Below are 21,095 nucleotides of genomic sequence, written 5' to 3' on the forward strand. Positions count from 1 at the left end.
GCACGGGTTTACATATCATCAATAGCCATAGTTACCTTTAGTAAACTGAAATGACACACAAAGTGTTACTTTGGTCAAAATTCATTCCGATTTACACTTTGGGTTTATTGATATTCCTCTCACTGAAAGTTCACTTTTGATTTAATTTTATAAACCAGATCATGAATTGTGTATTTCTGCATCCCCGGAAGCACTACTGTTTAAATTCGCGAGTAACCTCACGAAATGTAGGCTTATAAAAGCAGAGAAAGGTCGGACACGGCGGGGGCTTGGCTGTCGGGTTTGACGCCAGAGGTTGCATTGCACAGTTGTTCACCATTCAGCACAATCCATCAATATTTCATTTCTACGATGGATTTAATGGTGATATGTTCCTTCCATGACGTAAAAGCCAATTATTTGTGTCAATAAATCTAACATCACCTGTTAATGGAAAGTAACATGGATAATGAAATCCGACTCCGCGCGCTAGAGCAAACTGACCTTCGTTTTATTCACCAACTGAACAACAACCGCTCGATTATGTCTTATTGGTTCGAAGAGCCTTATGAGTCCTACTACGAACTGGAAGAGTTGTTCCGCAAGCACATCCACGACAATAACGAGCGACGCTTTATTGCTGAAAACAGCGACAAGCAATCTGTCGGTCTGGTGGAGCTGGTTGAAATCGATTCGATTCACCGCAAGGCAGAATTCCAAATCATCATCGCGCCTGATTTCCAGGGATGTGGCTATGCGCGCACCCTGATCAACAAAGCGCTGAACTACGCTTTCACGATTCTGAACCTGCATAAGGTGTATCTGAGCGTGGCGGTGAACAACGAAAAAGCGATCCACCTTTACGAAGATTGCGGCTTCATCGAGGAAGGACATCTGGTGCAGGATATTTTCGTTAACGGTGAATACTGCGACGTGAAGCGCATGTATATCCTCCAAGATGCGTACCTGCAAAATCGTGGCAAGAAGTAAAACGCCATATCGCTGATTCCGACAAGGGCTTCCCATTGGGAGGCCCTTTTCTTTTTCACCGCCAACGCCAACAATGTTCCTTGACCCGTCTATTAGATCAGGGTCCACGATGAAATCACTTTCAGCGAAAAAGGGGATTTTCATGCTTACAGTGACACAACTTGCCCGACAGTTCGGTATCTCGCGCGCCACCTTGCTTTACTACGAGCGTGAAGGGTTACTGACGCCGTCCTGCCGATCAGAGAATGGCTATCGCTGGTATGGCGAAAAGGAAGTGTCGCTGCTGGGTGATATTGTCGCTTACCGGGCATATGGCTTACCCATCGCCAGCATAAAGTCACTGATTTCGCAGAAAGCGCAAACGCAGCCGCAGATCCTGAAAGCCCACTTCAACGCTTTGGAGCGTGAAATTCAGGTTCTGAAAGCGCAACAAAAAGCCATTGTTGCGCTGCTGCAGGAACCCTATCTACTGGAGGAAAACATCGTGAACAAAGAACGCTGGACTCAAATCATGGCTGCCTCAGGCTTCAGTGAAAATGACATGGTCAAATGGCATCAGACGTTTGAGCAGATGGAGCCGGAGGAACATCAGAAGTTTCTGGAATCGCTCGGCATCGCGCAGGATGAAATAGTCAGGATCCGCGCTTTGTAAAGAGAGGGAAAGCATACTCGCCATCGCGGCGAGTATGCTTAAAAACGCTTAATAGCTGGCTTCCCAGATGGGAATGTTCAAGTGTGTACCGATAATTTTAGCGGCGTATCTTACTTCCTGAGCATCACCGCTATCCATTATGTTTAGGCGCTGACCATCCTTAAAAACCAGATTCATTTCAAAGCTGTTGAAGGAGTTAGAATCTGATCTGATTCGTTCTGTGAGCAACTGAATAGCATGTATATTCTTCACTGAACCAAATTCCATTGGATTTGGCTGCTGTGCTGACGGGTATTCATTTCCAAAGAAATAGAGCCCCTTGCGTTTGTCTATCGCGAAAGGTTTGCTTTTTTTAATGGCATATACGCCCCCTCCGCCAAATAAGAGTCCCCAAATCAAGGCGAAAACTGTTGGGATCATATCGCCTTGTTGGAAGAAGTATGGCACACCGACAAGAATGGCAAACAAACCTGGAATGACAAAAACCATATAAAACAGGGTTGCCCTTACACTTCGTTGAATAGTGATACGCTCATTAGAATCAACTATCTTCTGCGTTTTAAAGTTTGCACCGCCTGATTTAGCGGGGTTCCAAGATATTTGCGTTGCTAGTGGGTCATCCGTACCTGCAAGTTTTACTTCGACCCGATTAAAGTTAATGGTTTCCACTTCTCGCATTCATCTTCTCCCTGATGACTTGTCTAAATTTCACCACAGGAATTATATGGATTGATTTGCAAGGCGAGGCATTTATCTGCGTGCGGTTATTCGCAGAACGTAACGCATGAATTTTGCATTTTCATCGTGTCTAAATTGGATACAATTTGATTGCATACCGTTACCTCCAAGGTTATCAGGTAGCCTTAACAATCAGCACCATGCCCGTAATTGCTTCTAAACTTAACCTTATGTTCAAAACAATAGTCGGGGAGCTAGCGTGCAAAGTATCAATGTTGTCTTTCATATCAATGAGTTTGAGAAATGGCCACAAGTCATTTCTAACCTTCAGAACACTCTGCCAGTGGTGAATATGGAGTCTTCAAATATCGCGGTACTGGTTAATGGTGCTGCTGTCGCGGTGTTTGACGGGAGTAGCCAGAACGATTACCAGAAAGAGCTGGACGCCCTGAACAAAGCAGGGGCGAAGATCCACGTTTGCCGCAATTCGATGAAAGCGCAGAATATTGATTTGGCAGCGCTGCCTGATTTTGTGCAGGAGGTGCCTGTAGGCGTGCTGTATCTGGTGGCAAGGCAATCTGAGGGCTTTGCGTACATCAAGCCTTGAAGGGCGTTTGCCAGAAAGTGCCACTCGCGTGGCACTTTTCTGTTAGTGACCGCACCCAAAAAATGATACGCCCGGCAGATGCCAGTCCTGCATAAGGTGCATGTCCAGGGCATGCGCCGTTCCCATTACACCCACCAGCACCAGTACACCGATTAACAGTTTTTTCATGTCTCTTTTCCTTACCATTGATTACAGCAAGCCCCTTGGGTAGCGGGCTACTCATTACCTATTTCTGCTTGTTTATGTCGTCAGTTCGCTACATTGGATTTCTGTGTATCTGGCTCTTTTGGCTGATTCAGTTTGACCGGAAAATAGAGATACGGAGGAAAATCCAACAGCGCCTTGATGAACCCTTTTACGCCAAACGGTTTTTCTTGTTTTGTTGTCTTGGTCGACATGTGCAATCCCCGAAGTGCCTATCCATATTTCGCGCAAATTGCCTTCCACCAACGGTGATAAAAATGACTAATGAAGGCGGATTGATTGGCGCTTCGTTGTTATCAATGGCGGCATCTTAAGGCGTGTTCTGTGGGGGGAATATCGGATTTACACTCCATTACAGTAGCTTGCGTTAACTCACATTGAACGCATCAAAGTGGTGTTTATTCAGTCAGATGTGAAAAAAGCGCCTTTCAGCGCTTTTCTCTCAACGAAGGGAAAGAGGGATACGATCGCCGTGTTCGCGCTTTTGTCGGTTGTGGTTTTTCAGTTTCCAGATAGGCGGGCAGTTCTGCCAGCGATTCGAGGACGAGATCAGGCGCTGCATGGCGGATGTCCACGCCATAGTTGTAGCCATGGCTGACACAAACCACGCCGCACCCTGCTGCCCTTGCCGCGTTTACATCGTTTACGCTTCCGCCAACCACCATCAACTGCTCGGGGTTAAGATGCAGCAACAGGGCGGCCTCCAGCAAACCATCCGGCGAAGGCTTAGGCTCCTGCAAGGCATCACGCCCCAATATCAGTGAAAAGTGGCTGCGGATCCCAAGCCGGGTCAGCAGTTCGTTTGCCAGTGACGTTGCCTGATTGGTGACAACCACCATCGGCACTTTTTTTCTTGTCAGTTGACGTAAACAGGCTTCGACGCCCGGATAAAGGGCAGCTTTCGCATGGTTGCGTCGTTGGTAAGCTTTCAAAAACAGCGCACTGCCGAGACGGAAAACCGGATCTGGCACGACGCCATCGATTTTGCGGGACAATATGCGATGTATGAGTTTGTCTGTGCCATCTCCCATCCAGTCGCTGACATGCTTTGCATGCAGGCTGGGCAGGGTAAGATCGGTCAGCATTTCTTCAGCAGCATGACGGACATCAGCAGCGGTATCTACCAAGGTTCCGTCCAGTTCGAAAACAACAGCTTTAACCTCTGTTGCTGTCAACATAGGCTACTCCAGTTTGATGATGAGTTAGTGTGCGAGAACCGGCGTCAATCCGGCGACATTATCGGTGTCATCCCTGTCAGTTTTTGAAGGCGTTGTATCTGAAAATGCACTGCTTTATGGAATCACAGCGACGTTTTCAGCTGCAAAAAGGAAGGCGGCAGTTGGCGATAAAAACGTCGTCTTTCTAATTTAGCAGAGACAGTGGAAAATCAAACCAGGTGCGTATACCGCACAGTATCTATCTCGTTGATCTTTGCTTTCGCTCATAAGTAAATGAAGTTAAGACTCTGAAATATAGCGATATATATTTTTTTAAAAATATTGATAAGGCGCTCACTTTCGAGACAGGTTCAAATTTTACAGGCAGGCATGTGGTGAAAATTGTACCGCCACTTTACAGTTTCTGAGGCGGTACAAAAAGTCGGGATCAGTTAACTTTAACGGCGTTTTCCATCATTTCGGGAGAAGCCATTTTCAGCAGGGTTACATTCAGCGCATCGGTCTCCTGCTGGTTGCTGGCTTCAATCACCCACATACCGCCAGTGAGCGGATCAACCACCAGCCAGCCAATCAAACCACCAAAAAACAGGTTGCCCGCCAGATACCAGCCACTGGTGGTTGGCATGAGTTCGATGGACTGGCTTTGGTAACCGTCATACCCCACTTCCAGCTTGTACTCCGCCCCTTCGAAGTAGCCGGTGTGGCGCTTCATCAAGTAGGTCAGGCTCCCTTGCTGCTCTTTGAGCAAATCGCCGTTAGCGGTCAGCAGACGGATATGTGCCTGTTCAGGCGTCGCTTTCACTGATAACTGCTGTGTGGAGCCATTGACGATGCTGGAACAGCCTGTCACAAGGAGTGTGAGAGCAACGAGCATGGTTTTCAACGTGTGTGTTTGCAAAATGTTGGTTGTTATATTTCTCATGAATAATATCCATCTTACCAATAAGAGTCCGCCATTCTATTGAACAGTGTTTTTAATTCAACCTTAAAAGTGGGGATTTATTTTGAACTCAAACTGTTTGTGCAATAAATAGCCTGCAATGCAGGCCGCGGGCGTCAATTGTCGGAATCAACGGGCAGGCATTTAGTCGCGGAAAGTTCATTAGGTGATTTAATGTTGGAGGCAAAAAAACCCGCCAACAGCGGGCTGAATAAAAAAGGAAAATAGAAAGGCAGATCAAGAAGTTTGCTTTTGAAACGCCCGGATCAATGGTGCGGGATCAGCCTGACGCGCTTTCATCGCGGGAAGGGGTTTGGCGTAGATATCACCCACATCTTTCCAGTAGGTTTCACTCAGTGACACCATGTAGTAACGGTCATTTTTAATGTCGGCTATCAGGCCGCGACCGAAGCTCATTAGCTCGCAGTGCACGTCATGAATAAACTCACTCCGCAGTGACTGCCTGCTGGTTAACTCGGTAATGTCCCGCCGTGTCAGCCAAACGTTGGCCTGTGAATCAAACCTCTCTATCAGCCAGGCTGCAAACTCTTTTGCGCTTTTCATGCTGTCCTCCTTAGATATTAAGGAATTAAGTCGCCACACGGTTTGTGTTGCATGACTAAAGAATAATTTGATCTGCGTCACTATCTGTCTCACTTATGACATCGCCGCTATAAAGTTTCATGACAGCATTTTTATCGCAGGCTAATCGTTTGATTAAGCAGCGCTAAACTACAAAGCGAATACCAAACCGCTTTCAGGGTGGAATTTACCTTGCGCTGTCTTGCTATCAACGCCGGTTCACGTAAACTGTCCGGCTTTTTTGTCGCTGGAGAAATTCCATGTTTATCGGCTTCGACTACGGAACCGCAAACTGCTCTGTTGCCGTAATGGAGGGTGAAACGCCACGTTTGCTGGCATTGGAAAACACCCATACCTACATCCCATCCACCCTTTGCGCACCAACCCGTGAAGCGGTAAGTGAGTACCTCTGGCGTCATTTCAACATCCAGCCCGGCGATCAGGCTGGCGAACAGTTACTTCGCCGCGCTGTTGCCTTTAACCGTGAGAAGACATCATCGTCGAGCCCGGTGATCTGCGCTTTGGCCGCGCGGCGCTGGCGACGTATCTCGAAGACCCGGAAGAGGTTTACTACGTTAAATCGCCAAAATCCTTCCTAGGTGCGACGGGATTGCACGATGCGCAAGTGAGATTTTTTGAGGATTTGGTGTGCGCCATGATGGCGAACATCAAGCAACAGGCTGAAGCTGACCTGCAGCAAGATATCCTCCAGGCAGTGATTGGCCGTCCGGTCAATTTCCAGGGCATTGGCGGTGAGAAAGCCAACCAACAGGCGGAATCTATCCTGCTGAAAGCAGCAAGACGCGCCGGTTTTAAAGATATCGAGTTCCAGTTTGAACCTGTCGCTGCAGGTCTCGAATACGAAAGCACACTGACCAAAGACAGCACCGTTTTGGTGGTGGATATCGGTGGTGGTACTACCGACTGCAGCTTGATTGAAATGGGCCCGGGCTGGCGCAACCGCGATGATCGCCGCGCTTCATTGCTAGCGCATTCCGGCTGCCGTGTGGGGGGTAACGATTTGGATATTCATCTGGCCTTTGAGCAATTAATGCCGCTGTTTGGTAAAGGCTCGACGCTACAGCGTGGCATTGCTATGCCGGTTACCCAGTTCTGGAACCCCATTGCCATCAACAATGTCGCGGCACAATCTGACTTTTATTCCTCGGCAAACCGCCACGTATTGGAGCAATTGATCCGCGATGCGTCTGAGCCGAAAAAACTGACCCGCCTTCTGAAAGTGCACCGCGAAACGCTGGGTTACCAGATCGTGCGTTGCGCTGAAGAGATGAAGATCCGCCTGTCTGATGAAGACTCCGCTCAAGCGGCGCTGTCTATGGCAGGAGAAAACCTGACTGCATCTGCAGACCAAAATCAACTGGCAGAAGCGATTGCCAACCCGGTTGCCAAGGTGGCAGAACTGGTCACAGAGGCGTTGGCACAGGCAAGCACCCAGCCAGACGCAATCTTTATGACCGGCGGCAGTGCGCGCTCCCCAATCCTGCGTGCCCTGCTGGAGCAAACCTTACCGGGCGTGCCAATTGTGGCCGGTGACTTTTTCGGTTCGGTTACCTCGGGTTTGGCTCGTCACGCAGAGCGCTGCTTCCGCGGGTAATTTCCCAGCCATGGCTTGATAACCAAAGTTTGATCACCAAGGTGTCATAAACAGAGAAGGGGCAATTGCCCCTTCTCTTGTCTTCGCCTCTGTATTGCCAGGCGCTTTAGTCGTCGTTATCAGTTCGAGACAGGCACCAGCGAATCTGGCACATCCACCAACACGTCATCATCTTGCCCAGCCATGGGCACTGCTTTGGCACCCTGCCAGTCCAGTAACATAATCGCCAACACGTTTCGGTGCTCCCCTTTCGCTAAATCCGTACCACCACTGACTGAAGGCACCATATTCGCTTCGCGGTTTATAGCTTCCTGAATAATATCCTGACTGCGGGTAACGACCGGGTCATTGTCCAACCCTGCAAGCAGGAAACTGATGCCGATCTCTGCAATTACATCAGGCTTTGAGCGGGCAGCAATCTCGTCGAAATTGTCGCGGAAATAATCGTAAATCCACTGGAACTCGGCTTCATTTACCGGCTTTCGGTAGTATTCCGACGCGGCGAGGATGATATGGGTCATGCCATACAGTTTGTTGTTGAACTGTTGTGCGGAGAGCGATGCATCCCCAGTGTCAGGATAAGTTTCCCGGAACGCCTCAATGAACGCGGCGGTGTGATCCTGCTCTCCCAGTTGCTTTAACCAATAAACCTGATTGGCAAGCTGCGCCGCCCAAGCGCGGATCATCTCTGGGTTGGTGGCATAAGTTTCAAAGTCATACCAATCCAACATTTCGCGCAGCTTCTTGTCTTCGACATGCTTGAGACCATATTCGTTGGCTCGCGCCATGCTGCTGATAAGCCCGGCACCCAATACCAGATACTCTTCCCTGCCCTGTGCGGCTTGGTGTCGCAGAGCATTGCGCTCGCCATCGCCAGAGTCATAGCTTTTCAGGCGTTCTTTTCCCAATGCCAGCATGTCTTGTGGCGAAGTGAGGGTGTTTGCGTAATCACTAAGTCTGTCTGCCACGCGCGTCAAGTCAGCGCCGATGGCTTCGGAATATTTGGCATCTTCGGTCTGACGGTACATACGAAGGCCATAGTGCCCCAACTGATAGGGCGACAGTTCTTCCATCTGGCTGTCATAGGTGTTTTTTATCAACGCGGCGTCATGCTGCTCGGAATAGTCTGTCGAACAGGCGGCGATGCTGAACAGCAAAGCGGACGCCAAAATGGTTTTCAGGATCTGTTTCATCGGCTCTCTTATTATTTGTTAGCCTTAAACGGGCTTTTTCAGCGCACTTTCATTGCAAAAATCAACAATCCCAAACGGGGAAACATACGTTACCTCAGACCTGTCATAAAACGTACAGAACACTGCAAAATTTTCAGTCGGTGCAAACCTTGTACGATCTGTGTGACACCCCCAACAAAATTCTTAATGAAGTCTCCAGGCTTTTCAACTTATTGATCTCTATCAATATTTGTTGCCAATGGACAAGTCGCCCCTTCCTATACTCAACCTATGACTATGTCTAAGGAAAATACGATGGCTTCCGATACTGGCTTCTTGGCAAAATTCCAATCCGTTACCTTTCAACTCAAAGGGATTGCCCTTTTGGTGGTGGTGACCCTGTGTTTTATCGGCTTCAAGGGATTGTCTGGCATGAACAATGCGGCCAACTCCCTTGAAGATCTCTATTCGCAAGGGATGCAACACACTATCCGGGCAGGAAAAATCCTGGATAAGCTCGGCGACGCACGCAGTAATTTGTTGCTGGCACAACAACATGACCCAACCAGTGAGGTCGCTTCGCTTCACGACCACCCTATCAGCGTCCATTTTGACGAAATCACCACTGCGCTGGCATCACTCCACCATATCGTCGACAACGAAATTCTGGTTTCCGACATCAGCGGCGAAGAACGAGCACTTGTTAACCAAATGGTTGACGTGTTGGACGTGATCACCGACGAAGGCTTTAATCCCGCCATCGAGTACCTGAAGAATAACCAGTTCAGTGACGCCAATCTGTTGCTGTTGAAAACCATTAACCCTGAATTCAAAACGCTCTCTCAACAGGCGGAGCGTTTTTTGGCACTGCAAACAGAAGAAGGTGAAGCAAATTACAATGAGGCGGTCGACAATGCAGACCGCTTTATGTGGACGGTAGGCGGCGTTATCGCCTTGTCAGTGATTGTGCTGTTTGGGCTGTTTGCCAAGATAGTTTTCCGTATGAACAACGCCATTACAGAGATTGAATCCACTTCAACATCAATCAACAAAGGCGATCTTACCCGCCGGGTTAACGTCAGTGGGGACGATGAATTCGCCCATATCGCTGATTCCGTCAACACCTTGGTAGCCAACTTCCAGTCGCTGGTGAAAGACACCCAACACTCCACGGGATTACTGGCAAATTCTGCTTCAGAAAGCGCCGTTGTCACCAACCAAACGCAGAGAAATGTGTTGGATCAGCAAGCGCAGACCCAGATGATTGCTGCTGCAATCCACGAATTCACTGCCACTGTGCACGAGGTTGCCAACAACACTTCTTCCGCCGCTACCGCTTCACAGGAAGCGGACAATGCCGCATCGGATGGCCAGAAGATTGTCATGCGCAGTATCGAAATGATTGAGCATCTTTCCCGCGATCTCGAATCTACTGTCGATGCCATGAACCAATTGCAAAAGCACACGGAGGCAATTGGCAGCGTAGTGGTGACCATTCAAGGCATTTCTGAGCAAACCAACTTGCTGGCCCTGAATGCCGCGATTGAAGCTGCGCGTGCCGGGGAGCAGGGACGCGGTTTTGCTGTGGTCGCCGATGAAGTGCGTTCTCTCGCACAACGCACCCAGTCATCCACCATCGAAATCCAGTCAACTATTCAGCAACTGCAGGAAGGCAGCCGTAATGCCATGGCGCGGATGGAAAACGGCAATACTCAGGCGCAGGAAACCGTGCAAATGGCGAAAGATGCCGGAGAGGCTATCAAGCGCATTCTCGCCAGCGTGGATGAAATCAACGCCATGAACACACAGATCGCGACCGCGGCGGAACAGCAAAGCTCTGTCACCGAGGAGATAAATAAAAACATTACGACGATCAGCTCGATATCAGACCAGACCGCAGCCGGCGCAGAACAGAGCCGGATAGCGGCCGATTCACTGCAGAAACTGTCAGACGAAATGAAGGATAAAATTCAGAAATACGTTATCTAACAGGGACAAAAAAAGAGGGAGAAAGAAATCCACCCGCTCTGAACACTATAGGTAGGGAGATAAGTTCAGGCGGGTGATCGTCAAGGCTCGACGAAACCTTCTCCATGCAAGCTTCAGGTCTAAACACAGAGAAGTCATCAGCAAACAAAAGGCAGTGGATAGCTGATAGTTAAAAAATTTCTCAACGCAAACCGCTATTGAGATACACATCATTTATGACACAAATTAAGTTGGCCGTGACCTGATTTGGTCATTTTGTGCGGCGCACTTCTACTTTACAGAGAGTGAATTGAGATCTGCTTCGCCGAATTATTTGCCCTCAGATATCTGGTACCCGAAACGCCAAATGCAATCCATTTCATAAACAAAAAAGGAGCGCCAAATAAGGGCACTCCTTTTTATTTTTCAGAATGTTAGCTTGGTTCAAAACTTTATTGCGGGGATTTGTCTCCACGCGGTTTCAGCGTCGCCCATGGGTTGTCACGGCCACCACTTTTTGGCTTACGGTTGCTGTCGTCACCCGCTTTGAAACCGCCCGGCTTTGCATCGCGCTGTGGTTTGCGGTTACGTGCTTTGCTGTCCTGACGCTCGCCTTCATTGCGGCGTGGTTTGCGTTCACCACGCGGAGCGCCAGCTTTGTCAGATGACTTTCCATCCTGTTTTGGTTCGCGCTTATTTTTCGGCACGTAATTGAGAATAGAAACCGGCACCGGTTTTTTCGGCGCAAAGCCTTCGATTTCACGGCGCTCAATCAAATGACCCAGACGGCTTTCAATCATGCAAAGGTTCTTGAAATCATCTTTCGACAGGAATGAAACCGCTTCACCGGTTGCACCCGCACGGCCGGTACGGCCAATACGGTGAATGTAATCGTCAGCCGGGAATGGCAGATCGTAGTTAATTACACGCTTTAGCTCATCAATGTCGATACCGCGGGCGGCGACACCGGTTGCCACCAGAAATTGCAGCTTACCGGTTTTGAACTCTTCCAGCAGTTGCTCACGCATTGCCTGGCTGCGGCCGCTGTGGAAGGATTCCGCATGAATACCACGCTTGCCCAGTTGTTCCACCAGCTTTGCTGCACCATGCTTGGTTTCGATAAAGATCAGCGCCTGATCCCACGCATTTTCAGTAATGAGGTGCGCCAGCAGGGAAGACTTTTTGTCTTTATCGACGGTGGTCAGCCACTGTGAAATTTCCGCCTTGCTGTTACCTTCAGATCGGATTTCTACTGGATTCGGTACCGCGGTTTTCGCCAGGAAACGAACTTTGTCTGACAGAGTTGCAGAGAACAACAGGTTCTGGCGCTCAACCGGCAGACGCTCGATGATCTTGTTGATGTCTTCGATAAAGCCCATGTCCAGCATGCGGTCAGCTTCATCCAGCACCAGACAGCGCAGTTCATCAAAGTGCACCGCGCGCTGGGTCATCATATCCAGCAAACGGCCAGGCGTGGCTACCAGGATATCAACGCCGTCAATCAGCTGCTGTTTTTGCGCCTGCGAATCGGTACCGCCGTACATCGCCAGCGTCTTCAGTGACAGGTTTTTACCGTATGCCGCTGCGTTCTTTTCCACCTGAGCCACCAGCTCGCGGGTCGGTGCCAGGATCAAAGCACGGACGCGCTTCTTGCGCAGGGTTTCCCCTTCGCTGAGCATCTCCATAATAGGCAGCAGGAAGCTGGCGGTTTTACCCGTACCTGTCTGCGCTGTCGCCAACAGGTTCTCGCCCCGCAGTACCACAGGAATCGCTTTTTCCTGGATAGGCGTAGGTTGCTGGTAACCCATATCGGCAAGGGCAGAGACAATTGGCTGGCTGAGGCCCAGTTTGGAGAATGGCATGACGGCTCTCGTTAAATATTAAAAATCAAAGTATGGCAGACGTACTGAGTTGCACACCCACCCTTAGTGGGCGCGCATTCTAGCATGCACATGGTTAAAAGACAGGAAAAGGCGCCGCCAAAATCAACAGGGTTGCCAGATGACTTTGCCGCAGGAGCAATTAGCCTTTGAGCTGGGTAAAAATCTGCTCACACTGGGTGCGCGTCAGGTAGTGGGGAACCGGATAGTTCCAGTGGGTTTCCCTGACCGCATTTTTTGCCAGTGTAGGAATATCTTCGGTTTGAATGGTGGGCAGGGTGCGAGATATCCCCAGTCCTATCTGCAAATCGACCACATAATTGATAAAGGCTTTCGCGTTGGTTTCGTCATCCCATTTCCTGTCGCCCCTTTCTGTCAGCAGAGCCAGTTTTGCCATCCGTGACGTAGCCGATGGTAAGGATGCATCTAACACCAAAGGAAGTGCCAACGCATTCGCTACGCCATGGGGCGTACCATATTTCGCGCCGAGTTGATGGGCAATGGCGTGGGCATAGCCGAGACTTGCTTTGGTAAATGCCAGCCCCGCGTAGTAAGACGCCATTGCCATGTTCAACCGAACTTTGAGCGATTTGCCATCTTTGTATGCCGCCAGCAAATTGCCGTGAATAAGCTTAAGCGCCGCAGTGGCATAAGCATCCGTTTCCGTGGTGGCATTGTTGGACAAATACGCCTCAACGGCATGGGTGAGCGCGTCCATCCCTGTCGCTGCGGTAATCGAGGGCGGAAGCTCAGTCATCAAGGTAGGGTCAAGCGCCGCCATCAAGGGCACCAGTTTTGGATCCATCAGCGGGGTTTTCTGGTGATGTTTTGGCTCAGAGATCACGGCGGCGACCGTCACTTCCGAGCCAGTTCCCGCTGTGGTGGGAATAGCAAAAAGCGGCGCGGGCGTGCGCCAGACTTTTAAAAGCCCCGCCAGCCGTTTGATCGATTTTTGGTTGGTCACCCTTGCGGCAATCACTTTGGCACAATCTATCGGCGAGCCGCCACCAATGGCGAGTACACCCATACACTGTTCTTGGCGGTAAAGCGCCAACCCCTCTTCTGCCTGCAGATAGGTGGGATCTGGCAGCACACCGTCGTAGCGTACGAACTCTATTCCTGCGTGGGTAAGTGACCGCTCGACTTTGCCAACAATGCCCACTTCGACCAGCGGTTTGTCCGTGACGATAAGTAACTTGCCAAGGTTCATCAAACCAATCGCTTCACAAAGCGAAGCCGCGCTGTCAGCTCCTGTAAAAAGGGTCGGCCGGGGGATCGGGATAATACGCGCTGCGATTTTCAGCGCCTTCATGTAGGTTTTATGGGCGGCTTTTGCCAACATGCTGAAATCTCTCCTCTGAGTCATTTCAGATTAGGCAACACCACGCCGTTCTTCTATGTTTTCCCATAAAAAACAGGGATTCATCACGGGTGGCGTTTATTTAGCCATTCATGGTATTACTGGTTGCTTCCAACGCAACAACTCAGGGAATGACGATGGGACAAACGACTAAATCGCTTAACGAAAAACAGATCACCTTTATTGAACAGCAGAAGATCTATTTTGTGGGCACTGCTGCGGAAAGCGGCACCGTGAATATCTCCCCAAAAGGTGGCGATTCACTGCGCGTTATCGACAGCAAAACGCTGGCGTGGCTGAACCTCACTGGCAGTGGCAATGAGTCTGCTGCCCATGTGTTGCGTGATCCGCGCATGACAGTGATGTTCTGTGCCTTTGAAGGCGCTCCACTGATCCTGCGCGCTTACGGCCAGGCACGGGCAATCCATCGCAATGACCCTGAGTGGGAAATCTATGTCTCCCTGTTCCCCGAAAGCATCGCGTCGCGTCAGATTTTCCTTCTGGATATCGACAGTGTGCAGTCCTCCTGCGGGATGTCCGTGCCCTTTTTCAGCTACAAAGGTGATCGGGATGAGCTGGCGAAATGGTCAGAAAGGCAGGGTTCTGAAGGTATCCAGAATTACTGGCTGAAGAAAAACCAACGCAGCCTTGATGGGTTCGAAACCGACATCGCCGCCCGTTCCGGCTTGGAAGGAAAAAAATAGACTGACAAGGATCACATTATTGCCCATCACACACACAGCCTCTGTCTGGGGGTGGGCGTAGAATAGACCCAGACTTCTCAATGGACAGAGCGCTGTGACAACGAAAATTATTCTTGATACCGATCCCGGCATTGATGACGCAATGGCGATTCTGTTCGCCGAAGCGAGCCCGGAGATTGAACTGGTAGGGCTGACCTGCGTTTTCGGCAATGCCGATATCGACACCAGCACCCGTAACGCGCTTTACCTCAAAGAGCGTTTTGGCTTTCAGTGCGATGTGGCTAAAGGTGCAAGCCAGCCTCTAGAGCGCCCTCCCGTTGGCGCCAGTGTGGCGGTGCATGGTGAAAATGGATTTGGCGATGTTGCTATCACTGAGCCAACCATCAGCGCCGATCCGCGCCCTGCACACCAGTACATTATCGACTCAGTAAAAGCCGCACCGGGAGAAATCACTCTGGTGGCCGTTGGCCCGTTGACCAATCTGGCGCTGGCACTGCAACAGGCACCGGAAATTACCGACCTGGTGAAAGAAGTGGTGATCATGGGCGGCGCGTTCGGCACCCATGACCACACAGGAAACGTGACGCCTTTTGCCGAAGCCAATGTGCATGATGACCCGCATGCAGCTGACATTGTGTTCACGGCAGCATGGCCGGTGACTGTTGTTGGCTTGGATGTCACCCATGAGGCGTTTTTCTCTAATGACTATATCGATACCCTGCGCGACACCTGTGGCGAAGTGGGTGAATTCATCTGGGATATCAGCCGTTTTTATCTGGATTTCTATAAAGCCCGCATGGGTGTAGATGGCTGTTTTGTTCACGACCCTTCCGCCATTGCCTATGTGATTGACCCAAGCTTGTTTGAGGTGCGTAAGGGCCCAATCCGCGTAGTATGCGATGGCCCGGCAGAAGGCCTGACTCTGCAAAAACACAAAGACACCAAACACAAAACCGACGATTGGGCAGACAAACCTGCACAAAGCGTGGCGGTGAAGGTAAACGATCAGGCGCTGCTGGATTTGTATCTCGATACCATGTCCCGCTTCGGTTAATTCGTTCCTGTATTCGCACCAATAAAAACGCCCCCAGCTTCACAAAAGACTGGGGGCGTTTTTATTTTGATGGATAATTATAAAAATTAGCTAATATAATTAGCTTGCGTATTCACTAATTTTTTAATCAACGGAAACGACGTATTAGGGTTTTGATGAGTAAGAACAAGAAGGTCACCATGAGTGATATCGCTGCTGAAGCTGGCGTATCGCAATCGACCGTTTCTTTGGTGCTTAACGGTTCCACTTCGGTAAAAATCGCGGAAGCGACCCAGCAACGCGTGCTGGAAACGGCTGAAAAGCTGGGATATGCCAACCGCAAAGTGGCACATTCTCTCGGACGTCCCAGAAAAATCGCACTGGTGATCAACGGACTGAACAACATCGACCCTTTTATCGATGCCGTTAACGGCGCGCATGAAGAGGCATGGGCGAATGATTATGTACTGGTCACCTTTAATTATCGTCATGACGAAGAGCTTGCCGCCAAGATTGAAGCCGAAATCAATGGTGGTGACTACCAAGGCGTTATTTACGCCTCCAGCATGACCCGCGAGCTGTCAAACCGCCGCGTGAAAACAGCCCTGCCGACCGTGTTACTGAACTGTACGTTGCAATCAGAATCGGACTTACCCGCGATTCTCCCTGCCGATATGGTCGGTGCTTACAAAGCGGTACAGCACCTGATTGAGCAAGGTTACAAACGCATTGCCCACCTGACGGGGGAAAGCTGGATGTTGGCGACGGAGCAGCGTCTGGAAGGTTACCGACAGGCGTTGATTGATGCTGACATCATGCCGAACAGCCAGTATATCCGTGAAGCCAACTGGTCTCCCAAAGAGGCACACCTGCAAACCAAAGCGCTGCTTGAACTGCCAAACCCACCGGAAGCCATATTCTGCGGCAGTGACTACATGGCCATGGGCTGCTACCACGCCATTGCAGAGAAAGGGTTGAAGATCCCGCAAGATATCGCGGTAGTTGGCTATGACGATCAGCCGATGGCCGCAGAGAGTTTCCCCTCACTTTCCTCAGTGGAACTGCCCTACTCACTGATGGGCAAGCAGGCAATTGATACCCTTTGTGCCCTTATCAACCAGCAACCTATACTGACCCTGCGACAGAAAGTGGAAGGGGAGCTGGTGGTGAGAAGTTCTTCGCGTCTTTAGCCAATAAAAAATGCCTCCGGTCGGAGGCATTTTTGAATCAGAAAGAAAACGTGTAGCGGGTGGAATGACGGTAAGTCTCGCCCGCATGCAAAATCCCGCTCATCTCTCCCCACTCCGGGTGATTCGGGCCATCTGGCAAAAACTGGGTTTCCAGCGCCAAACCATCATAAAGCGCATAGGTACCACTCGCGCCCGGTGTGCCTTCGAGGAAATTACCGGAATAAAACTGAATCGCAGGCTTGGTGGTAGCAACCGCCATGGTCACTGCACCATCCGGTGAAATGAGGGTGACAGCAGCTTTTTTACCATCGCAGTATGCAGCATCAAAGATAAAGGCATGGTCGTATCCACCTGCGAGTTTCTGATCGTCATCGGCCAGAAAATCCCGCCCAATCGTTTTGGCCGTTGAAAAGTCAAACGCTGTCCCCGTGAGGTTTTTCCACTCTCCCACGGGGATCAAATCCGCGCGAGTCGGCAGATAGTGGGTCGCATGCATCAACAGCGTATGTTCCAGACTTTTCGCCCCTGAGCCTTCCCCGGCGAGGTTAAAGTAGGCATGGTTGGTCAAATTGACCGGACAGGTTTTGTCACATTCCGCGTGGTACTCGATCTCTACCGCGTTATCGTCAGACAGAGTAAACGTCACGCGCGCGACAAGATTGCCGGGAAAGCCCTGATCACCGTCTTTTGAGGTTAAACCGAAGGTCACGGATGTCTCGGTCTGGTGTTCGATTGTCCAGCGACGCTTGTCGAAACCATCCTTGCCACCATGGAGGATATTGTTGCCTTCGTTTTGACTGAGCTGGAATTCCTCGCCATTGATTGAAAAACGCCCACCATCAATACGGTTAGCATATCGCCCGACAGTCGTCCCGAAATACGCGGTTTGCTTCATGTGCTCAACCATGTCCGGCGAGCGCAGCAACACTTCACGGCGCCCCGTGTCGAGTGGCAGGGTGCAGCTAAGCCAGGTAGCCCCGACATCCATAAATGAGGCCGTCATTCCCTTTGCATTCTGAAGATGCACCAAATTGGCGGGCGCACCGTCGAATGCCGGTGTGCTTCCCATCGTATTTTCCAATTGTATCAATACCGATCCCACTGTCATGGCCATTGTGTTCCTTTTCATTAGATTCCGGCACCGTTTTTTTGTTGCCGTGAGATTGACGGTTTTCGTCATCCGTTAAGCGCTGATAATCAACAGGTTTTGCGATTATTTCCGCCCCGTTGCCCAGCAATGTCTCGAAAATGCCCACCTGTTTTGATCACATTTTTTCAACAAACGCTGGCATTGCTAATATTATTAGCTAATTTTAATTAGTAATAGACATGACTGTAAAGGACACACGTCGCACATGCGAAAAGCAAACAAGGAAAGATGGTCAGTTCCAGCCGCGCTGCAATGGCGGAAGAAACACGGTTGGCAATGCGGGTTTAACTACCTGCCACGCACTGCCGTGAACTGGAACGAGATGTGGCAGGACGCCACCTTTGATATCAAAACAATCGAACAGGAGTTGATCTGGGCACACGAAGTCGGCTTAAACACCCTGCGCACCAACTTGCCTTTTATCGTCTGGCAGCACGAACGTGATGCCTTGATGGCCAATATCCGCACATTTTTGGGAGCCTGTGAATCTGCCAACATCAAGGTCATCCTTACTTTGCTGGATGATTGCGAGTTCAGCGGCGAAAGCCCGAGGTATGGCAAACAACCCGAGCCGATTTCAGGCGTGCATAACAGTCAGGCGCTTGCCTCTCCTGGCCGTGCGGAGGTGATGAACCGCGACCTCTGGCCAGAGATTGAGCGCTATGCCAAAGACGTGATCAGCGAGTTTGGCAATGACAGCCGCATCATTCTTTGGGATCTCTACAACGAGCCCACCAACCGGATGTTGTTTAAGAACGGGGTTCACAGTGAGTTCGACATTGCCATCGAAACGCACAGCCATGCGTTGATGGAAAACCTCTTCGTCTGGGCGCGGGAAATGAACCCCATCCAGCCACTCACGGTCGCTGCCTGGCATGCCGAAGGCGAAACACCGTTTGCGCACCCTACTGACCAGAAGGCGTTTGAACTTTCCGATGTCATCACCTTCCACGCCTATGTCGAACCCGCACAAATGGCGAAGGTGGTGCAAGCCTTGCCGTCCCGCGAACGCCCTGTTCTCTGCACAGAATGGATGGCACGGCATCTAGGTTCTACCTATCCGTCGCAACTTCCTATGCTTAAACAAGAAGATATCGGCGCCATTCAGTGGGGTTTGGTCAAAGGCAAAACCCAGACGTGGATTCCCTGGCCTTGGGTTGAGGTGCCTGAGCACCAACGCAACCTCTGGTTTCATGACCTGTTGGATGAAAACGGGAAGCCGTTTGATATCGATGAACTGGCGCTGATTGCACAATGTGCACAACCCGACGGAGAGCCTGAGTAATGCGGTATAAAACCAAAGTGGCGATGACCGGCTACCTGTTCGTGTTGCCTTACATGCTGCTGTTTTCGCTGTTCCTGCTCTACCCCTTCGCCAAAGGGTTTTGGATCAGTTTGCATGACTGGAACCTGCTCGAAGTGGCGTTCGACCCGGAAAGCAAACGCTTTATCGGCATGTCGAACTATCACAAATTGCTGCTGCCAAGGCGCTGGGATTTCGAATGGGATCAGCTCCTCACCTTGCGGCTTATCCTGCTCGCTGGGCTTGGCTGGCTGACATGGCGCTGGCATCAACGCCGCGCACTCAGCACATTGCGCCTCGTGTTTTTGGTGCTTGCCGCGCTGTTTGTGATTATCGCCATGGGCTGGGGACCGGAAGGACGCGCCCGTGTCGGTGACCGCAGGTTCTGGACAGCCGTCGGCAACACGCTGGAATTTGTTGCCCTGACCGTTCCTTCCATCACCTTTCTGTCGTTGGTACTGGCAATGCGCCTCAACCAACCGACCCGTACCGCCGCCATTTTGCGCACCGTATTCTTCGGCACTCAGGTGCTCTCGGTCACTGTCGTGACCTTGATCTGGCAGATGATGTACAGCCCAAGCCAGGGTTTTATCACCAACATTCTGCGTGACTTTGGCATTACCGCCCCAGCCTGGCTCACTGACCAACACCTTGCCATGCCTGCCATTGTGGTTACGACGATCTGGTGGTCACTGGGTTTTGCACTCGTGGTGTTCCTTTCAGGCTTGCAAAGCATTCCGCCTGACAGGCTGGAAGCCGCCAGACTTGATAACGCCAAGGGCTGGCGACTGCTTTGGTATATCGTCCTGCCTTCGATTAAACGCACCACCTCATTTGTGGTAATCATGCAAATCATTCTGCATTTTCAGGTGTTCGGACAATCTCACCTGATGACCAACGGTGGCCCCGGCGACAGTACACAGGTGCTGGTGCGATACATCTATCAATCGGCTTTCCGTGATTCAGAAGTAGGTTACGCCTCGGCGATGGCCATGGTGCTCTTTTTGCTGATGCTGCTGTTCAGCGTGCTGCAAATGAAACTCAACAAAAGCGAGGAAGGACGATGAATTACCGCTCGATGCAGACCCTTTTACTCGCGCTGATGGTGGTGCTTGCCGCTGTCTGGATGATGCCGCTGCTGTGGATGTTCTCCCTCTCCTTCCAGCCCAACGAGCTGCTGGCGCGGGATACCGGACACACCCTTTATGGCCTGTTACCGTACCCGTTCACGCTGGATAACTACGCGGCGCTGTTTGACCTTGGCAAAACGCCGGACTGGTTTTTAAACAGCGTCATTGTGTCCGGCCTTACTACTCTGTTGGTGCTGGCGATCTCCAGCATGGCGGGGTATGCCTTCTCGCGCCTTTCATTTATGGGCACCAAGATCATGTATGCCTTTGTGCTGGCGGGTTTGGTGGTGCCGGAGCAGGCAATTTTTATCCCGCTTTATACACTGTTTGCTGATTTGGGCTGGCACAACACCTACGCTGCTCTGATCCTGCCGCGGGTCGCGCTGCCGATTGGCGTTTTTATGATGACCCAGTTTTTCAGCGATGTGCCAAATGAACTGGAAGAAGCGGCCAAACTCGAAGGGGTGTCTCCGTTTCAGGCGTTCTGGCATATCTACTTGCCGCTCGCAAAACCGGTATTGACTACGCTCGGCATCATCACATTCCTTTATTCGTGGAACGATTACCTCTGGCCGTTGGTGTCAGCTCAGCAACCTGACATGTTCACCATCACCGTAGGTTTGGCGTCCATTCAAAGTAACTTTGCACAATCTGAAGGCTTGGGACGTTTGATGGCATCCGGCGTGTTTGCATCGCTGCCTGTCATCATCGCCTACCTCATCTTTCAAAAACACATCATCCAGGGATTTGCCCTTGGTGGAGAAAAATAGCAGGGCGCAA

20 protein-coding genes and 1 pseudogene are annotated in these 21,095 nt (G+C 50.7%); 11 read left to right on the forward strand and 10 right to left on the reverse strand.

Going from position 1 to position 21,095, the window contains the following annotated elements:
- Positions 1 to 441: 441 nt before the first annotated feature.
- A complete protein-coding gene (gene speG / locus KU854_RS09765) occupies positions 442 to 969 on the forward strand; it encodes a spermidine N1-acetyltransferase (RefSeq protein ID WP_218358329.1) in 528 nt (175 codons plus the stop codon).
- 142 nt (positions 970 to 1,111) lie between these two features.
- Entirely contained in the window at positions 1,112 to 1,621 is a 510-nt protein-coding gene (locus tag KU854_RS09770) for a MerR family transcriptional regulator (RefSeq protein ID WP_218358330.1), read from the forward strand.
- Positions 1,622 to 1,669: 48 nt separating this feature from the next.
- Here KU854_RS09770 and KU854_RS09775 read toward each other — a convergent pair whose 3' ends face one another.
- The gene (locus KU854_RS09775; protein WP_218358331.1) at positions 1,670 to 2,299 is read right to left on the reverse strand and encodes a hypothetical protein; all 630 of its coding nucleotides are present in this window, start codon (positions 2,297 to 2,299) and stop codon (positions 1,670 to 1,672) included.
- A 259-nt stretch (positions 2,300 to 2,558) separates the two neighbouring features.
- Here KU854_RS09775 and KU854_RS09780 point away from each other — a divergent pair, with 259 nt between their 5' ends.
- Complete coding sequence (locus KU854_RS09780) at positions 2,559 to 2,906, forward strand: DsrE family protein (RefSeq protein WP_218358332.1); 348 nt, start codon at positions 2,559 to 2,561, stop codon at positions 2,904 to 2,906.
- A 42-nt stretch (positions 2,907 to 2,948) separates the two neighbouring features.
- Here KU854_RS09780 and KU854_RS24850 read toward each other — a convergent pair whose 3' ends face one another.
- From KU854_RS24850 to KU854_RS09800, 5 genes are all read right to left on the reverse strand, one after another.
- On the reverse strand, positions 2,949 to 3,074 hold the full coding sequence (locus KU854_RS24850; protein ID WP_255555501.1) for a hypothetical protein: 126 nt from the start codon (positions 3,072 to 3,074) through the stop codon (positions 2,949 to 2,951).
- An 80-nt stretch (positions 3,075 to 3,154) separates the two neighbouring features.
- Positions 3,155 to 3,304 carry a hypothetical protein gene (locus KU854_RS09785; RefSeq protein WP_218358333.1) on the reverse strand — a complete coding sequence of 50 codons (150 nt, stop codon included), beginning with the start codon at positions 3,302 to 3,304 and terminating at the stop codon, positions 3,155 to 3,157.
- A 234-nt stretch (positions 3,305 to 3,538) separates the two neighbouring features.
- On the reverse strand, positions 3,539 to 4,288 hold the full coding sequence (locus tag KU854_RS09790; RefSeq protein ID WP_218358334.1) for an HAD-IA family hydrolase: 750 nt from the start codon (positions 4,286 to 4,288) through the stop codon (positions 3,539 to 3,541).
- Positions 4,289 to 4,715: 427 nt separating this feature from the next.
- Positions 4,716 to 5,210, reverse strand: a complete 495-nt coding sequence (locus KU854_RS09795) for a hypothetical protein (protein WP_218358335.1) — start codon at positions 5,208 to 5,210, stop codon at positions 4,716 to 4,718.
- Between the two features lie 255 nt (positions 5,211 to 5,465).
- On the reverse strand, positions 5,466 to 5,792 hold the full coding sequence (locus tag KU854_RS09800; protein WP_255555502.1) for a hypothetical protein: 327 nt from the start codon (positions 5,790 to 5,792) through the stop codon (positions 5,466 to 5,468).
- A 278-nt stretch (positions 5,793 to 6,070) separates the two neighbouring features.
- On the opposite strand from KU854_RS09800, the pseudogene yegD reads away from it, so the two are divergent.
- Positions 6,071 to 7,425, forward strand: a pseudogene (yegD, locus tag KU854_RS09805) (molecular chaperone).
- A gap of 119 nt (positions 7,426 to 7,544) precedes the next feature.
- On the opposite strand, the gene KU854_RS09810 reads toward yegD, so the two are convergent.
- Positions 7,545 to 8,618: a DUF3541 domain-containing protein gene (locus KU854_RS09810; RefSeq protein ID WP_218358336.1), complete on the reverse strand. Its 1,074-nt coding sequence runs from the start codon at positions 8,616 to 8,618 to the stop codon at positions 7,545 to 7,547.
- A gap of 270 nt (positions 8,619 to 8,888) precedes the next feature.
- Here KU854_RS09810 and KU854_RS09815 point away from each other — a divergent pair, with 270 nt between their 5' ends.
- Complete coding sequence (locus KU854_RS09815; RefSeq protein ID WP_418885850.1) at positions 8,889 to 10,586, forward strand: methyl-accepting chemotaxis protein; 1,698 nt, start codon at positions 8,889 to 8,891, stop codon at positions 10,584 to 10,586.
- Positions 10,587 to 11,017: 431 nt separating this feature from the next.
- Here KU854_RS09815 and KU854_RS09820 read toward each other — a convergent pair whose 3' ends face one another.
- Positions 11,018 to 12,427 (reverse strand): DEAD/DEAH box helicase, encoded by a 1,410-nt coding sequence (locus KU854_RS09820; protein WP_218358339.1) that lies wholly within the window; start codon positions 12,425 to 12,427, stop codon positions 11,018 to 11,020.
- A 160-nt stretch (positions 12,428 to 12,587) separates the two neighbouring features.
- Positions 12,588 to 13,787: an iron-containing alcohol dehydrogenase gene (locus tag KU854_RS09825; protein WP_218358341.1), complete on the reverse strand. Its 1,200-nt coding sequence runs from the start codon at positions 13,785 to 13,787 to the stop codon at positions 12,588 to 12,590.
- Between the two features lie 155 nt (positions 13,788 to 13,942).
- On the opposite strand from KU854_RS09825, the gene KU854_RS09830 reads away from it, so the two are divergent.
- The 3 genes from KU854_RS09830 to KU854_RS09840 all read left to right on the forward strand — a co-directional run bounded on the left by KU854_RS09830 (position 13,943) and on the right by KU854_RS09840 (position 16,732).
- A complete protein-coding gene (locus tag KU854_RS09830) occupies positions 13,943 to 14,509 on the forward strand; it encodes a pyridoxamine 5'-phosphate oxidase family protein (RefSeq protein WP_218358343.1) in 567 nt (188 codons plus the stop codon).
- Positions 14,510 to 14,603: 94 nt separating this feature from the next.
- On the forward strand, positions 14,604 to 15,563 hold the full coding sequence (locus KU854_RS09835) for a nucleoside hydrolase (RefSeq protein ID WP_218358345.1): 960 nt from the start codon (positions 14,604 to 14,606) through the stop codon (positions 15,561 to 15,563).
- A gap of 179 nt (positions 15,564 to 15,742) precedes the next feature.
- A complete protein-coding gene (locus KU854_RS09840; protein ID WP_218358347.1) occupies positions 15,743 to 16,732 on the forward strand; it encodes a LacI family DNA-binding transcriptional regulator in 990 nt (329 codons plus the stop codon).
- A 37-nt stretch (positions 16,733 to 16,769) separates the two neighbouring features.
- Here the strand turns inward: KU854_RS09840 and galM are convergent, their stop codons facing one another.
- Positions 16,770 to 17,801 carry a galactose-1-epimerase gene (gene galM, locus KU854_RS09845; protein WP_218358349.1) on the reverse strand — a complete coding sequence of 344 codons (1,032 nt, stop codon included), beginning with the start codon at positions 17,799 to 17,801 and terminating at the stop codon, positions 16,770 to 16,772.
- A gap of 286 nt (positions 17,802 to 18,087) precedes the next feature.
- Between galM and KU854_RS09850 the strand changes: the two genes are divergently transcribed.
- The 3 genes from KU854_RS09850 to KU854_RS09860 are packed head-to-tail and all read left to right on the forward strand — an operon-like array spanning position 18,088 to position 21,085.
- The gene (locus KU854_RS09850) at positions 18,088 to 19,167 is read left to right on the forward strand and encodes a glycoside hydrolase 5 family protein (protein ID WP_218358351.1); all 1,080 of its coding nucleotides are present in this window, start codon (positions 18,088 to 18,090) and stop codon (positions 19,165 to 19,167) included.
- Positions 19,167 to 20,252 (forward strand): carbohydrate ABC transporter permease, encoded by a 1,086-nt coding sequence (locus tag KU854_RS09855; RefSeq protein ID WP_218358352.1) that lies wholly within the window; start codon positions 19,167 to 19,169, stop codon positions 20,250 to 20,252. The genes KU854_RS09850 and KU854_RS09855 overlap by 1 nt, the downstream gene beginning before the upstream one ends.
- Complete coding sequence (locus tag KU854_RS09860; protein ID WP_218358354.1) at positions 20,249 to 21,085, forward strand: carbohydrate ABC transporter permease; 837 nt, start codon at positions 20,249 to 20,251, stop codon at positions 21,083 to 21,085. Before KU854_RS09855 ends, KU854_RS09860 begins: the two co-directional genes overlap by 4 nt.
- Positions 21,086 to 21,095: the final 10 nt, after the last annotated feature.

Source organism: Enterovibrio paralichthyis, assembly GCF_019209835.1.
Lineage (GTDB): Bacteria > Pseudomonadota > Gammaproteobacteria > Enterobacterales > Vibrionaceae > Enterovibrio > Enterovibrio paralichthyis.

Excerpts from the sequence above, each read along its gene's own strand:
- galM (WP_218358349.1), bottom strand. The coding sequence starts at position 17,801 with ATGGGAAGCACACCGGCATTCGACGGTGCGCCCGCCAATTTGGTGCAT.
- KU854_RS09820 (WP_218358339.1), bottom strand. The coding sequence starts at position 12,427 with ATGCCATTCTCCAAACTGGGCCTCAGCCAGCCAATTGTCTCTGCCCTT.
- KU854_RS09810 (WP_218358336.1), bottom strand. The coding sequence starts at position 8,618 with ATGAAACAGATCCTGAAAACCATTTTGGCGTCCGCTTTGCTGTTCAGC.
- KU854_RS09790 (WP_218358334.1), bottom strand. The coding sequence starts at position 4,288 with ATGTTGACAGCAACAGAGGTTAAAGCTGTTGTTTTCGAACTGGACGGA.
- KU854_RS24850 (WP_255555501.1), bottom strand. The coding sequence starts at position 3,074 with ATGAAAAAACTGTTAATCGGTGTACTGGTGCTGGTGGGTGTAATGGGA.
- KU854_RS09795 (WP_218358335.1), bottom strand. The coding sequence starts at position 5,210 with ATGAGAAATATAACAACCAACATTTTGCAAACACACACGTTGAAAACC.
- KU854_RS09785 (WP_218358333.1), bottom strand. The coding sequence starts at position 3,304 with ATGTCGACCAAGACAACAAAACAAGAAAAACCGTTTGGCGTAAAAGGG.
- KU854_RS09800 (WP_255555502.1), bottom strand. The coding sequence starts at position 5,792 with ATGAAAAGCGCAAAAGAGTTTGCAGCCTGGCTGATAGAGAGGTTTGAT.
- KU854_RS09850 (WP_218358351.1), top strand. The coding sequence starts at position 18,088 with ATGCGAAAAGCAAACAAGGAAAGATGGTCAGTTCCAGCCGCGCTGCAA.
- KU854_RS09840 (WP_218358347.1), top strand. The coding sequence starts at position 15,743 with ATGAGTGATATCGCTGCTGAAGCTGGCGTATCGCAATCGACCGTTTCT.
- speG (WP_218358329.1), top strand. The coding sequence starts at position 442 with ATGGATAATGAAATCCGACTCCGCGCGCTAGAGCAAACTGACCTTCGT.
- KU854_RS09830 (WP_218358343.1), top strand. The coding sequence starts at position 13,943 with ATGGGACAAACGACTAAATCGCTTAACGAAAAACAGATCACCTTTATT.
- KU854_RS09855 (WP_218358352.1), top strand. The coding sequence starts at position 19,167 with ATGCGGTATAAAACCAAAGTGGCGATGACCGGCTACCTGTTCGTGTTG.
- KU854_RS09825 (WP_218358341.1), bottom strand. The coding sequence starts at position 13,787 with ATGTTGGCAAAAGCCGCCCATAAAACCTACATGAAGGCGCTGAAAATC.
- KU854_RS09770 (WP_218358330.1), top strand. The coding sequence starts at position 1,112 with ATGCTTACAGTGACACAACTTGCCCGACAGTTCGGTATCTCGCGCGCC.
- KU854_RS09775 (WP_218358331.1), bottom strand. The coding sequence starts at position 2,299 with ATGCGAGAAGTGGAAACCATTAACTTTAATCGGGTCGAAGTAAAACTT.
- KU854_RS09815 (WP_418885850.1), top strand. The coding sequence starts at position 8,889 with ATGACTATGTCTAAGGAAAATACGATGGCTTCCGATACTGGCTTCTTG.
- KU854_RS09860 (WP_218358354.1), top strand. The coding sequence starts at position 20,249 with ATGAATTACCGCTCGATGCAGACCCTTTTACTCGCGCTGATGGTGGTG.